This window comes from Micromonospora sp. WMMC264 (assembly GCF_027497275.1).
GTDB lineage: Bacteria > Actinomycetota > Actinomycetes > Mycobacteriales > Micromonosporaceae > Micromonospora > Micromonospora chalcea.
Map to the genome: position 1 here is coordinate 2,061,764 of NZ_CP114907.1, position 13,551 is coordinate 2,075,314.

The 13,551-nt window shown below is 73.8% G+C and carries 9 protein-coding genes; 1 reads left to right on the forward strand and 8 read right to left on the reverse strand.

Annotated features, from left to right (window positions below; all coding sequences use genetic code 11):
* Positions 1-21: 21 nt before the first annotated feature.
* From O7542_RS08470 to O7542_RS08505, 8 genes are all read right to left on the reverse strand, one after another.
* On the reverse strand, positions 22-3,285 hold the full coding sequence (locus O7542_RS08470; RefSeq protein WP_187694249.1) for an ATP-binding protein: 3,264 nt from the start codon (positions 3,283-3,285) through the stop codon (positions 22-24).
* A 110-nt stretch (positions 3,286-3,395) separates the two neighbouring features.
* Positions 3,396-3,815 carry an ATP-binding protein gene (locus tag O7542_RS08475; RefSeq protein ID WP_113972873.1) on the reverse strand — a complete coding sequence of 140 codons (420 nt, stop codon included), beginning with the start codon at positions 3,813-3,815 and terminating at the stop codon, positions 3,396-3,398.
* A 282-nt stretch (positions 3,816-4,097) separates the two neighbouring features.
* The gene (locus tag O7542_RS08480; RefSeq protein WP_281605990.1) at positions 4,098-5,441 is read right to left on the reverse strand and encodes a pectate lyase; all 1,344 of its coding nucleotides are present in this window, start codon (positions 5,439-5,441) and stop codon (positions 4,098-4,100) included.
* A gap of 28 nt (positions 5,442-5,469) precedes the next feature.
* Complete coding sequence (locus tag O7542_RS08485) at positions 5,470-6,636, reverse strand: Gfo/Idh/MocA family oxidoreductase (protein WP_187694251.1); 1,167 nt, start codon at positions 6,634-6,636, stop codon at positions 5,470-5,472.
* A gap of 25 nt (positions 6,637-6,661) precedes the next feature.
* Positions 6,662-8,146 (reverse strand): mannitol dehydrogenase family protein, encoded by a 1,485-nt coding sequence (locus tag O7542_RS08490; RefSeq protein WP_069088522.1) that lies wholly within the window; start codon positions 8,144-8,146, stop codon positions 6,662-6,664.
* Entirely contained in the window at positions 8,137-9,438 is a 1,302-nt protein-coding gene (locus O7542_RS08495; RefSeq protein ID WP_281605991.1) for an enolase C-terminal domain-like protein, read from the reverse strand. The genes O7542_RS08490 and O7542_RS08495 overlap by 10 nt, the downstream gene beginning before the upstream one ends.
* Positions 9,435-10,868 carry a glucuronate isomerase gene (uxaC, locus tag O7542_RS08500; protein ID WP_113972868.1) on the reverse strand — a complete coding sequence of 478 codons (1,434 nt, stop codon included), beginning with the start codon at positions 10,866-10,868 and terminating at the stop codon, positions 9,435-9,437. Before uxaC ends, O7542_RS08495 begins: the two co-directional genes overlap by 4 nt.
* Before the next feature lie 17 nt (positions 10,869-10,885).
* Positions 10,886-12,214: a Gfo/Idh/MocA family oxidoreductase gene (locus O7542_RS08505; RefSeq protein WP_281605992.1), complete on the reverse strand. Its 1,329-nt coding sequence runs from the start codon at positions 12,212-12,214 to the stop codon at positions 10,886-10,888.
* Between the two features lie 241 nt (positions 12,215-12,455).
* Here O7542_RS08505 and O7542_RS08510 point away from each other — a divergent pair, with 241 nt between their 5' ends.
* Positions 12,456-13,502 carry a LacI family DNA-binding transcriptional regulator gene (locus tag O7542_RS08510; protein WP_043323558.1) on the forward strand — a complete coding sequence of 349 codons (1,047 nt, stop codon included), beginning with the start codon at positions 12,456-12,458 and terminating at the stop codon, positions 13,500-13,502.
* Positions 13,503-13,551: the final 49 nt, after the last annotated feature.

A 13,551-nucleotide genomic window follows, 5' to 3' on the forward strand; every position in this document is an offset into this window, starting at 1 on the left:
CCGACACCGCGGCCGAGCAGTTCACCAGCGGCGCCACCTCGGCAGGTCGCGGCGGGACATCTGTCGCCAGAACCGGCGCATCCGTGCACGCCGCACGTTCTGCCAGGAGGCGCGGGCGGAGATCGCGTACCACAGGGAGGTCAGGTCGGCCTGCCGGGCGCAGAAGTTCTGGTCCATCCGGTGCGGCAGCGGCTCACCCTTGGGCGGCAACGGGCACAGCCGGAAGGCGCAGTCGTCCAGGCAGGTGGCGCCGGGTACGCAGGCATCGCCCCGGCGGGTGCTGCGTTCGGGCTCCAGCGGTTCCCGGTCGTCGGTGAGGCAGGGCGGGAGATCACACCGGTCGGCCCGGTGCAGGCGTTCCTCACGCTGCTTCACCGATCCGCCCCGGTCGGCGAGGTTCAGCAGCAGCATGACGTCGGCGAGCAGCCGTTCGGCGGTTGGTTCGAGCACGCTCCAACCCGTGGAGTCGGGAATCCACAGCCGTTGGCTGCGCCGTACCTCGGGCGACGGGCTGCACGACCCGACCCGGCCGGCCGTCTCGCCCTCCTCGATCCAGCAGAACCGTTCCGGCTGCCGGGTGACGAGTGCCGACATGCAGAGCCGCGCCGCGGCCAGCAGGAAAGGATGGGCCGGGCACGGCTCGCGGTCGGTGACCGCGCTTCCCGCCGTACGCAACCAGTGCTGCACCAGGCCGATGGGATTGGCGCCGGCCCCCCGTTTCGGCAGCGGCTCGCTCGGGTTCATCGGCAGCGACAGCAGGGTCAGCGCCTGGATCAGCACCAGGTGGCTGTACCAGAAGCGGGAATGGGCCAGGGCGAACTCGGCCTTCTCGACCAGGAAGCTGCGATCGGCCTCCTGCCGGCCGATCGGCAGGTGACGGATGTTCGCCGCGATGCGGAAACCCTGCGCCAGCGCGATCTCCAAGGAGACTCCGAGTCCACGGTCGTCGCCGGGGCCGTGCTTCGCCGCCAGTGCGTCGAGCCAGGCATCGAGTTGACGCTCGGTCCGCAGCCGGGTCTCCGGGCTGCCCTCGGTGTCGCGGGTGACCGAGAGGAGCAGCAACGGCGCGCTCCACGTCCGCAGCCGCTGGGGCCAGAGCGCCGAAGCGGAGGCATTCCGGTCGGGCAGGTGCGGGAGCACGCCGCCCTCGGGTCGCAGCGCGTCCGCGGCGTCCGCGCCACCGAGTCCGATCTCGCGGGCGGCGGCCAACTGGACCCGGTAGGAGGCCTCCCCGGCGGCGAGACGGAAGAGACTGGCGTAACTCGACGGTAGTCCGGGCGGTGGCTGCGGCACCTGGTGCCGGCGACGGCGTTCGGCGAGGTACCGGGCGGCGTCGCCCCACCGGCGGACGAGCCCGAGTTTCGCCTCGTCCAGCGGGCGGTCGCCGACGTCGCCCTCCTGGAACTGGGACCAGCTCGCCTCGATCCTCGCGGCGATCCGCTCCTGCTGCGGACAGTTTGTGCCGGCGTCGATCTCGAACGCGGTCGCGTACATCTCCAGCCGCCAGCAGGGGTTACGCCCCTTCTCGGCGTGGTGCAGCAGCCGTTCGACCAGATCGGCGTCGGCTTCGCCGTGGCCCGCCCCCCGGGACAGGAGGACCAGCGCGATCAGCGCCTCCCGGCTGGGTTCGTCTGCGACGAGGATCGGCAGCAGGGCGTCCCGCACCTGCGTGTCGGCCAGGAACCGTGCCCCGAGATAGGCCTGGACGACACCGTGCTGGAAGCGCATGCCGTCGGGATGCAGGGTGACGAGGGAGAACTCACCGGCGGTGGTGACGGCCGTGACGAGGTCGGCGCGGCTTCGCACGTCGAGCCCGCCCTCGACCTGGTCTCCCAGGTGGTTCGTGACGGCTTCGAGCGCTTCTCTGAAGTCCTTCCCGCCGTCGCCGGCGTCCGTCAACTGGTCGTAGGTTACGTTCAGCGACTTGCGCAGCAGGCCCGCGCACGCGAAGGCGGACACCACGGCCAGGGCGTGCCGGCGCTCATCCGAGCCGTGCGCGAAGTCCTCGCAGATGTATCCGTCCTGGAGCGCCTGCAGCCATGCGTCGAGCAGGCGGCGGCGGATGTCTGCCCGGTCCACCGGACGGACCGATCCGCCGGTCTCCCGGTGGCTACCGAGCCCCTCCGGCAGCCGCCCGAGCCGGTTGAGGTCCCGGATGACCTTCAGATAGACGGGTGACTCGGTCACGTCGGCGTCGTTGATCAGATGCGCGACGGTCATCCGGGCCGGCCTCGGCGCCTGGTCGTCGCTGTCCAGGCCGAAGGTGAGCGCGTGGGTCTCGCTGAGCGGCTCGAGCCCGATCACCACCGCCGGCATGCTGCGCAGCGGGTCGTAGGGGCGGGTGGCGGTGACCAACGGAAGCCGGTTCTGCGCGGCCCGGGTGAACGCCTGGCGGAGCACACTGTCGTGCTGGCCCTCCTGACCCTCCTGGCCCTTCCCGTACTGCCCGCCGAGTTCTTCCAAGCCGTCGGCCAGCACCGCGATCTTGTTGCTCCACCGCAGTTGGCGCCACAACCGGTCGGCCTGTCCACCGTTCCACAGGTACGGGTCGACGTACTGCGTGAACTGCTCGCGCGCCGCCTTCTCGAAGTCGAGGGAGTCGACGTCCTTCACCTCGCGCAGCGAGAGGGCGACAGGTACGACGCCGCGCCGCGCCAGCTCGTGGGTCAGCCGCAACATCACCGCGGTCTTGCCGGCGCCGACGCCGCCGACGAGGATCATCGGGCACCGGACGTCCGGGTCCCGGATCCGTTCGATCAGTACCTCGCACAGCTCGTCGCGGCCGACGATGTCGGCGAGCGTGTCGTTCGAGGTGCCCACCAGGTCCTCGGCGTGCTCCTTGGCGATCCGCTGGTACCGCCGATAGACCCGGACGAAGGTGAGCAGGTAGAAGCCGACGAAGGCGATCGCGACCGCGAGGACCGTGCCGAGGAAGCCGCTGATCTTCTTGCACTGCCCCTGGTTCGCGGCGCCGTCGCAGAACTGGTCCTGGACCCAGGCCAGCGGCGGGAGCTGCTCCACCCGCCAGTGCCCCACCGTCACGTTCCACAACGGCAGTACGAACTGGGTGAGCACCCAGACACCCACCACCACCGCCGCGCCGACCGCCAGCACCAGCCACCACCAGGGACGGTGCCACCATCGGGCCGGAGCCGCGGGACGGGTCGCCGCTCTCCGGCGCTGTCGTTGCGACCGCTCCCCGTACCAGGTGGTGGCCCGGCGGGACGCCATCGCGGCCCAGACACGGGGCGTCCAGAGCCAGCCGCGCCACAACGGACCCCGCATGCCGGCACCCCCCGGGCTCGCGTGCCGCCCGTACGGCGGAGGCGAGCGACGCTCACTTGGTCTCCGGGCCGAGGCTAACCCCTGCCTGAGCTGGGAGGAGGGGGTTTGCGTCAGCCGCCGGGGGTGAGGCGCTTGACCAGGCGTACGCAGGTGCCCTCCGGCGTGCCGACGATGGTGGCCTCGTCCATCACCCGCGCCATGATCAGCCGCCCGCGTCCCCGGTCGCCGCTCTCGTCGCCGTCGGCTGGCCGCCAGCCGCCCTGGTCGCGTACCTCGATCTCCAGCCGGTCGCCGCGCAGCTCGGCCCGCAGCGTGGTGATCCCCTCCGGTGCGAAGCGGTACCCGTGCTCGATGGCGTTGGCGCACGCCTCGCCGGTGGCGATGAGGACGGTTTCGACGTCCCACTCGCTGACGCCCCGGGCGTGCAGCCAGCCGCGTAGCCGCTCGCGGGTGGCGGCGAGCCGGCCCGGGTCGGCCGGCAGCTCGATGGTGAGGACCGGGCCGACGTCGCCGGATGTCCCACCCGTCACGTCCGGCCCTCCGTCCCGTGCCCGTCCCCGGACCTGGGCGCCCACTCGCGCTGTCACCGCCCGATTCTCACCCTGTTGTCCCCGGTGACCGCCGATTCATTCCCCCGGCGGCGCTGTCCGTCAAACGTGATCATTGCGCATCGGGGGCGGCGTGTCAGCCGGCGGCCCGGCAGGGCGGCAACGGCGGCGGGCCGGCGCCCCCCGGAGGGGACGCCGGCGCGGGATGAGCGGACGGTCACGCCGGCGGCGTCGAGGCGGTACGCGAGCGGGTATCGGGGCAGGTCAGAGCGGCAGCCGCCCGGCGCCGGCGAAGGCGTCGACGACGAGCGGGACCAGCGGGGCCGGCATCGGCCGGGCGGCGCGCAGCGTCGGCGTCCATCCGGCGTCGCCGCCGAGGTCCGGGTCGTGGACGGCGTTGTACGCGGCGAGCATGCTCACCGGCCGGGGCAGGCGGTCGCCCTGGCGCACCCAGCTGCCGCGCTCGGTGAGCGCGGTGCCGCCCCAGTCGTACAGCAGGTCTGCGGGGCCGGCGTCGCCGGTGAGCGTGAAGAAGTTGTTCTCCGCGTACAGCGCGGACTGCACGCCGACGCCGAGGGCGTACTCGAAGCCGGGCCCGCCGAGCCGGTAGTGGTTCTCGTGCACGTCGACCTGGCCGAACCGTACCCGGGGCAGCCGTTGCAGCGTGCCGTCGAACAGGTTGTGCCGCACGGTGACGGCGAGCCGGCCCACGTCCGGCCCGACGGTGTTGGACGAGCCGATCAGCATCACCTTGTCCCGGCCGGTGAACCGGTTCCAGGAGACGGTGACCAGGCTGGCGGTGTGCGTGACGTCCAGCGAGCCGTCGTGTACCTGCCAGGGCCGGCCGAAGTAGACGGGCTGCGTGCTGTCCGGGTTGTCGCCGTCGGTGAACGTGTTGTGGTCGATCCAGACGTGTTCGCTGCGCCGTACCGAGATCTGGTCGTACTGGGAGTTCCAGTTGCCGGTGTCGCCGTCGGTGGGGGACCAGGCGGGGAAGCAGTCCCGGATGTCGACGAACTCGATGTTGCGCACGATCACGTTGTCGACCCGGTCGATCATCAGCGTCAGGCCGGTGAGCCGGGCGCCGCGCAGGCCGATGATCGTGGTGTTGGAGCCGACGTTGATCTGGGTCTGCCGGGTCTGGTTGGCCACCGACCGCACCCGGGCGGCCTCCAGCGGCCCGCTCGGGTTCGTCCGCCCCCAGGTCGCCGGGTCGTACGCGGCCAGGTAGGCGGGCAGCGAGTACTCCGGGTCGGCCAGGTCGGCGCAGTCCAGCGGCGTGCCGTCCGGACCTTCGAAACCGTCGACGGTTCCGGCCACGTACACAATCTTGGAGGTGGCGTCGGTGGCGTTCGTGGCGTTGTCGCCGCCGAGCGCGGCGACCAGTTCGGCCCGGGTACGCACGACGCGCACCCGCTCCGGCGTGGCGGCCGACCCGCCGGTGGTGCCGGTGCCGGCGGCGGCCCAGCCGTCGTTCGCGGCGAGGGCCTGGCGGCCGATCAGCTCGGCGGCCCGGGACGGCTCACCAGGTGCGGCCGGCGCGGGCGCGGCGGTGGTGAGGACGAGCGCGGCGGTCAGCGCCGCGACGGCTGCGGTTCGGGTACGCATGACTCGTTCCGTTCTCCTGGAGGGACATTCACTGCGCGGGCAGGTCCACCACGTACGGCGTGACCGCCCACGGCACGCCCGCCTCGGACGGCAGCGCGCCGGTCTGCGCGGCGGTCCGCAGCACCGCGCCGACGCCCCGCACCATCCGCACCCGCTGCGGGCCGTCGCCCGCCACGCGCACCAGGTCCCCGTCGAGCAGCCTCGGTTCGGGCGCGTCCCGCAGCGCGTCCAGCACCGCGGTGAACGGTTCGGTACGCGCCAGCGGCGCGATCAGCGGCGTGCCGTCGGCGCGGTGGTCGAGCAGGTTCGCCAGCAGCCCGCGGCGGCCGGGCACCGGGCGTGGCGTGTCGTCGCCGGGTAGCCGCAGCCGGTCGGTGGGGTACTCCAGCACCGCCCGGCCCCGCTCACCGGTGACCAGCACCTCCCCGGGTACGTGTTCCTCGGCGGCGAGGGTGAGCGCGGCCAGCACGGGCGGCCCGGCGTGCGGGGTCAGTCGCAGCACTGTGGTGTCGTCCACCTCGATCGGGCGCACCCGGTAGCGCTCCACGGCGATCCGGGCGGGGCGGACGGGTGCGCCGGTGACCGATTCGGCGACGGCGAGGCACTGCATGAGCGCGTGGGCGAGCGGGTTGGCGAGCGCTCCGTCCAGCGCCGGGCGGCCGTCGACGGTTCGTCGCCCGGCCCACGGGGAGCGGGCGTAGTAGGCGTCCGGGCGTTGCCAGGCGGCGAGTGTGGCGATGCCGGTGACCGGGCCGAGCCGCCCGAGCGCGCCGGTCAGTTCGGTCAGCGCGGCCGAGCCGAGCGCCTGGAAGTTGACCTGCACGGCCCGGCCGGCGGCGTGCGCGGCGGCGGTGAGCGTCAGGTGTTCGGCGAGGTCGAGCACCGGCGGCTTCTCCAGCAGCAGGTCCGCCCCGGCGGCGAGCGCGTCGAGCGCGATCGGCAGGTGTGTGTGTGGCGGCGTGCAGATCACCACCACGTCGGGCCGGGACTCGGCGAGCATGGCCCGGTGGTCGGTGAAAACGGCCGCCTCCGGCGGGACCGGCGCGTCCGGTTCGGCATCCAGCGGGCGTACGTCGACCAGCGCCACCAGGCGCGCCCGCCCGGCCGCGTGCAGCTCCGCGATGGTCCGGCGGTGCCAGCGGCCGTGCCCGTTCGCCCCGATCAACGCCACCCGTGGCGGCCCGCCGGCGCTCACCGGGCGCCGCCCGGGGTGCTCCCGGTCACCGGGCGTCCGCCAGCGTGGCCCGGACGCCGTGGCGTTCCAGCGCGGTGAGCCAGCCGGTCACGTCGGCGCGGAACTCGTCGTCGGCGGCCAGGTCGGGCGGGAACACCTCGCGCAGCGCGAAGACCGCGTCCACCACCCCGGCCGGGGTGTGCGCTCCGGCGGCGAGGGCGGCGCGCAGCCGGTCGGCGAGCGGGTCGTCCAGCGGCAGCGGCCGGCCGTCGTCGGCGTACCCGAGCAGGAACCGCAGCCAGGCCGCCACCACGAGCGCGCTCCACCGCGCCGACCGGCCGGCCGCCCGCAGGTCGGCGACGGTGTGCAGCACCCGCTGCGGCAGCTTCTGCGAGCCGTCCATGGCGACCTGCGTCGTCCGGTACCGGATCGCGGGGTTGGCGAAGCGGGCGAGCACCTGCTCGCCGTAGGCGCTCACGTCGACGCCGGCCGGCGGGGTGAAGCTCGGCGTGATGTCCTCGGCGACCAGCCGCCGCAGCACCGCCTCCAGGTGCGGCAGCGCCAGCGCCTCGGCCACCGTCTCCGCGCCGGCGAGCGCGCCCAGGTACGCGGTGGCCGAGTGCACGCCGTTGAGGGCCCGCAGTTTCAGCCGCTCCCACGGGCCGGCGTCGTCGGTGAGCACCGCGCCGGACCGCTCCCAGGCCGGGCGGCCGCCGGGGAAGTCGTCCTCGATCACCCACTGCGACCACGGTTCGGCGGCGATCGCCGCCAGGTCGGTCACGCCCAGCGCCCGGCGCGCGGTGTCCCGGGTCTCGTCGGTGGCGGCCGGCACGATCCGGTCGACCATGGTGCCGGGGCAGGTGACGGCGGTGAGCACCCGTTCGGCGCTCGCGTCCGGCACCCGGGCCAGCGCGAGGCACTGCTCCACCAGCCCGCGCAGACGGCGTCCGTTGGCGGGCAGGTTGTCGCAGCTCACCAGCGCGATCGGCCCGGCGTCGGCGGCGGCGCGGGCGAGCAGCCCGCGCACCAGCAGACCGGGCACGGTACGCGGGGGACGGCCGGTGGTGAGGTCGGCGGTCAGGTCCGCGTCCACCGTCAGCGCTGCGGTCACCGGGTCCAGCCGGTACGCCTTCTCGGTCACCGTCAGCGTGACCACCCGGATCGCCGGGTCGGCGAGCAGGCCGACCACCGCGTCCGGGTCACTCGCGGCGTGCCGTACCCCGGCGAGCGCGCCGACCACCCGGGTGGCCGCGGCGTCGGGGGCGAGCGTGGTGACGCTGAACAGGCAGTCCTGCGCGGCCAGGGCGTCGACCACGTCGGTGCTGCGCGGCGCGACGCCGATGATGCCCCAGTCGCCGCCGGCCGCGCCGACCGCCGCCTCGGTGTGCACCGCCTGGTGGGCGCGGTGGAACGCGCCGACGCCGAGGTGGACGATGCCGGCCGGCACGGTGCCGGGGCGCAGCAGCGGCCGGGACTCCGGCGGCAGGTGGCGTAGCGTGGCCAGGCCGAGCCGGTCGGGGGTCAGCGCCATGCCGGGCCGTCCGGGAAGCGGAACTGCGCGATCGACTCCGGGCGCATGGTGGCGCTGTAGCCGGGAGCGGTGGGCAGCAGGTAGCGCCCGCCCCGGGTGCGGACCGGGTCGGTGAAGTGCTCGTGCAGGTGGTCGACGTACTCGACCATGCGGCCGTCCAGGCTCGTGCCGACCCGCAGGTGGTCGAAGATCGCGAGATGCTGCACGTACTCGCACAGGCCCACGCCGCCCGCGTGCGGGCAGACCGGCACGCCGAATTTCGCCGCCAGCAGCAGCTCGGCGAGCACCTCGTCCACGCCGCCGACGCGGCAGGCGTCGATCTGCATCACGCCGATCGCCTCGGCCTGGAGCAGCTGCTTGAAGATGACCTTGTTGGCGGCGACCTCGCCGGTGGCGACCCGGCAGCGTCCGCCGGTCAGCTCGGTGACCGCGCGGGCGATCCGGGCGTGGCCGAGTACGTCGTCGGCGTGCGTGGGCTCCTCGATCCAGTACGGGTCGACCTCGGCGAGCACGCCCATCGCGGCGATCGCCTCGTCCACGTCCCACACCTGGTTGGCGTCCATCATCAGCAGCGCGTCCGGGCCGATCTCGGCCCTGATGATCCGGGCCCGCCGCAGGTCGTCCTCGATCCGCCCGCCGACCTTCATCTTCATCGCGCGCCACCCGGCGGCGTACGCGTCGCGGGTCAGCGCGCGCACCTGCTCGTCCGGGTAGCCGAGCCAGCCCACCGACGTGGTGTACGAGGGGAACCCGTCGCGTTCCAGCCCGGCGAGCCGGTCGGCCAGGCCGTCGCGGCCCTTGTCGAGGATGGCCGCCGCCTCGTCCGGGGTGAGCGCGTCGGTGATGTGGTGGAAGTCGACAGTCGCGACCAGCTCGTCGGTGGGCATCTCGGCGAGGAGGCGCCACATCGGCTTGCCGGCGAGCTTGGCGCGCAGGTCCCAGACCGCGTTGACGAGCGCGCCGGTGGCCATGTGGATCACGCCCTTCTCCGGGCCCAGCCAGCGCAGCTGCACGTCGGCGGCCAGGGAGCGCCAGAATGCGACGGGTTCGGCGGCGATCTCGGCGACGGTGCGTCCGCGTACGTGGTGGGCGAGCGCGCGGACCGCCGCGCAGGTGATCTCGTTGCCCCGGCCGTTGGTGAACGTGAACCCGGTGCCGGTGGGCCCGCCGTCGGTGGTCAGCTCCACGTACGTGGCCGAGTAGTCGCCCCGGTTTATCGCGTCCGAGCCGTCGCCGCTGGCGGCGGTGGGGAAGCGCACGTCGTGCACCTCGACGTCGACGATTGTGGTCATGAAGGCCCACCTCCGAACTTGAAGACCTGCTTCGGCAGCCGGTACGCCAGGTCGACGATCGTCTCGGCGGCCTCGTCCCCGGTCATCCGGTGCTCGGCGACGAGGCGGGCGAGGAATCCGGCGTCGACCCGGCGGGCCACGTCGTGGCGTACCGGGATGGAGCAGAACGCGCGGGTGTCGTCGACGAACCCGGCGGTGTTGTAGAAGCCGGCCGTCTCGGTGACCGCCTCGCGGAACCGGCGCAGCACCTCGGGGGAGTCCAGGAACCACCAGGGCGCGCCGAGGCGCAGCGCCGCGTAGCCGCCGGCCAGGGGGGCGAGTTCCCTGGTGAACGTGTCCTCGTCGAGCGTGTAGAGCACCACTGTGAGCCGCGGGTCGTTGCCGTGCGCGTCCAGCAGCGGCGCGAGAGCGTGCACGTACTCGGTGGCCTGCGGCACGTCCCCGCCGACGTCGCGGCCGTGCCGGGCGTGCAGCCACCGGTTGTGGTTGCGCACCGCGCCGGGGTGCAGCTGCATGACCAGGCCGTCGTCGAGCGACATCCGGGCGAACTCCAGCAGCATGTGCGCCCGGAACGCCTCGGCGTCGCCCGTGTCGGCCAGGCCGCGCCGGCCCCTGTCGAACAGGGCCGCGGCCTGCGCCGGACTGAGATCGAGGGTACGGGCGGTCGGGTGCCCGTGGTCGGTGGAGGTGGCCCCGGCGGCGGCGAACGCCTCCCGCCGGGCCCGCAGCGCGGCCAGGTATCCGGCGTACGTGCCGGTGTCCTCGCCGGAGACCTCGGCGAGCCGGTCCACGTTTGCCGCCCAGTTGCCGAACTCCATGTCCACCACGTCGTCGGGGCGGAACGTGGTGACCACCCGCCCGCCCGGCCCGCCCCAGCCGTCGGCGGCGAGCTTGGCGTGCCGGCCCAGGTCGTCCAGCGGCGACTCGGTGGTGGCGAGCACCTCGATGCCGAAGCGCTCGAACAGCGCCCGGGGACGGAACCCCGGTTCGGCCAGGCGCGCCGCGAGCGCGTCGTAGACGGTGTCGGCGGTGGCCGGGCCCAGCGGCGTGTCGACGTCGAACACGTTGCGGAACGTCTGCTCCAGCCACAGGCGGGACGGGGTGCCGCGGAACAGGTGCCAGTGCGCGGCGAATCGCCGCCAGATGGTCCGCCCGTCGGTCTCCACCGGGCTGCCGTCGACGCTGGGCACGCCCAGGTCGGCCGGGGGTACGCCCTGGCTGAGCAGCATCCGGGTCAGGTAGTGGTCGGGTACGACGAGCAGCCGGGCCGGGTCGGGGAACGGCTGGTCGTCGGCCAGCAGCCCGGGGTCGACGTGCCCGTGCGGGGAGATGATCGGTTGCTGCGCGGCGAGCGCGTACAGCTCGCGGGCCAGGGCACGCAGGCCGGGCTCGGCGGGCAGCAGCAGATCGCTGGGGGAGATGATCGGCACGGGGGCGGGCTCCTCGGTCAGGGCAGGGTGAGCAGGTCGGCGACGCGGGTGGGCGCGCCGGTCTCCAGCGAGCGGTTGGCGGCCAGGCCGGTGAGCAGCGCGAGCGCGCCGTCGCGGGCGGTGGCGGCCCGGCCGAGCGGGTCGGGTTCGCCGCCGAGCAGCACCCGGGTCATCCGGGTGTCCGCGCCGCCGTGCCCGCGCCGGGTCCAGCCCTCGACCGGGATCTGGACCGGTGGCGCCCAGAACGGGCGCAGCGTGAGCCGGGCCGCGCCCCGCTCGACGGCGGCCTCGTCGCCGTGCAGCGCCGCGCCTTTCAGTGCACCGGCGACGGACGGGCTGACGTGGTCGCTCTCGGTCACCTCCAGCTCCAGGCGGCCCCGGCTGCCGTTGACCATCACCCGGTAGCCCTCCCAGGGGGCGTACGCGGTCAGGTGGTAGGTCATGGTCGCGCCGGTGTCGTAGCGGGCGAGCACCGCGAGGTCGTCCTCGATGGTCACGCCGGGGGCGAAGACGTTGCGGTCGCGGTGGTAGCCGTCCTCGGCCTCGGCGTCGAGGTACAGCTCGCGCAGTCGCGGGTGGTCGGCCAGGCGCAGCGCGAACGGGTCGCCGTCGGCGGCGGGGGAGCCGTGCGCCCGGTCGTAGTCGCGGGCGTAGCCGTGCCGGCGGCCGTGGGCGCCGTAGAAGAACAACCTGCCGTACGCGTGCACCTCGACCGGGCGCGCGTCCAGCCACCAGTTGACCAGGTCGAAGTGGTGGCCGGACTTGTGCACCAGCAGCCCGCCGGAGACGGACTTGTCGCGGTGCCAGCGGCGGAAGTAGTCGGCGCCGTGGCGCACGTCGAGCAGCCACTCGAAGTGCACCGACCCGATCTCGCCCACCGCGCCGTCGGCGAGCAGCCGCCGGACCTGCTCGTGCAGCGGGTTGTAGCGGTAGTTGAACGCGACTGTGACGCGGCGGCCGGTCTCGGCGACCGCGTCCAGGATGCGCCGGCACCGTTCCGCGTCGACCGTCATGGGCTTCTCGACGATCACGTCGCAGCCGGCGCGCAGCGCCGCCGTCACGTACTCGTCGTGGGTGGCGTCCACGCTGGTCACCAGCGCCACGTCGACGCGCTCCTTGGCGAGCATGGCGGTGAAGTCGGCGGCGGCGTACGTGGGCACCGGCGACCGGCCCAGCTCGGCCAGCCAGCGGTTGTGCGCGTCCATCCTCGTCTGGTTGACGTCGGCGAGCGCGACCAGCTCGGCGGTGTCGGCGTGGTCGAGCGCCAGGGCGCGGACGAACATCTCGGCGCGCGCCCCGGCGCCGACCAGGGCGTGGCGGACCCGTTCCCGGGCCGGTGGTGACATGACGTCGGCCTCCCCGGCAGTCGGCTGCAAAGGTTTGCAGCCGAAGAAACCACGACGATGGATGCGTCGTCAACGGATGGCGGTCAAGCCGCCCTATCCATCCGCATTGATGAGGTTTCGCGCGCCCACCGGCACCGTCGCCGCAATCGAGCCGCAACAATGGACCGTTGACACCGGCGCAACCGTTTGCATTAATGGGCGGCACCCGTGACCCCCACCACATCGGACGAGGGAGCCCGCCGTGCCAGCCACCATCCGGGACGTCGCCCGCGCCTCCGGTGTGCACATCTCCACCGTGTCCCGGACGTTCTCGGCCCCGCACCTGGTCAACCCGGAGACCCGGGTCCGGGTGCTGGCCTGCGCGGAGGACCTCGGCTACCGGCCCAACCGGGCCGCCCGGGCCCTCATCACCGGCCGTACGCACAACATCGGCCTGATCGTGGCCGACATCGCCAACCCGTTCTTCCCGCCGCTGATCAAGGCGGCGGAGGGGCAGGCCCGGCACCGCGACTACCACGTGTTCGTCGCCGACACCAACGAGGACCCGGTCGCCGAGGAGGACCTGGTCCACGCGCTGGCCAAGCAGGTCGACGGCGTGCTGCTGTGCAGCCCCCGGATGAGCAACAGCCTGATCGAGCAGGTCAGCCGCGAGGTCCCGGTGGTGGTGATAAACCGCCAGGTCGCCGGCCTGCCCTGCGTGATGATGGACGTCGGGCAGGGCGCCCGGGCCGCGATCGAGCACCTGCTCGGGCTCGGCCACCGCCGGATCGCGCTGCTCGGCGGCCCACGCGGCTCGTGGACCGCCCGGGAGATGCGCCGCGCCGCTACCGCCGCCGCCCGCAGCGGTTCAGCGGAACTGACCGTCCTCGGACCCAACCAGCCCACCGAGACCGGCGGCGGCGCCCTGGCCGAACAGGTGCGCCGCAGCGGCGTCACCGCCGTGCTGGCCTACAACGACCTGATGGCGATCGGCCTGATCGAAGGGCTGGACGCGCTCGGGACGCGGGTGCCGCACGACGTGAGCGTCGTCGGCGTCGACGACATCGCGCTGAGCCGGCTCACCCGCCCCAAGTTGACGACGGTGGCCACGCCGACCGCGGCCGCCGGCCGGACGGCCGTCGACATGCTGCTGCAACTCGACTCCGACGCGCCACGCGGCGCCCGGGGCCGGGGCGCGGCGGCCGGCGACCGTCGCACCACCGCACAGGTAATGCTCCAGACCGAACTGGTCGTCCGCGACTCGACCGGGCCCGTCCCCGCGCCCGGCCGGGACGGCACCGGGGCCTGAGCAGGTGGCCCGGGCCCGCACAGCACTGCGGACCCGGGCGGCCCGTGGA

Excerpts from the sequence above, each read along its gene's own strand:
- O7542_RS08470 (WP_187694249.1), bottom strand. The coding sequence starts at position 3,285 with ATGCGGGGTCCGTTGTGGCGCGGCTGGCTCTGGACGCCCCGTGTCTGG.
- O7542_RS08480 (WP_281605990.1), bottom strand. The coding sequence starts at position 5,441 with ATGCGTACCCGAACCGCAGCCGTCGCGGCGCTGACCGCCGCGCTCGTC.
- O7542_RS08490 (WP_069088522.1), bottom strand. The coding sequence starts at position 8,146 with ATGGCGCTGACCCCCGACCGGCTCGGCCTGGCCACGCTACGCCACCTG.
- O7542_RS08495 (WP_281605991.1), bottom strand. The coding sequence starts at position 9,438 with ATGACCACAATCGTCGACGTCGAGGTGCACGACGTGCGCTTCCCCACC.
- O7542_RS08505 (WP_281605992.1), bottom strand. The coding sequence starts at position 12,214 with ATGTCACCACCGGCCCGGGAACGGGTCCGCCACGCCCTGGTCGGCGCC.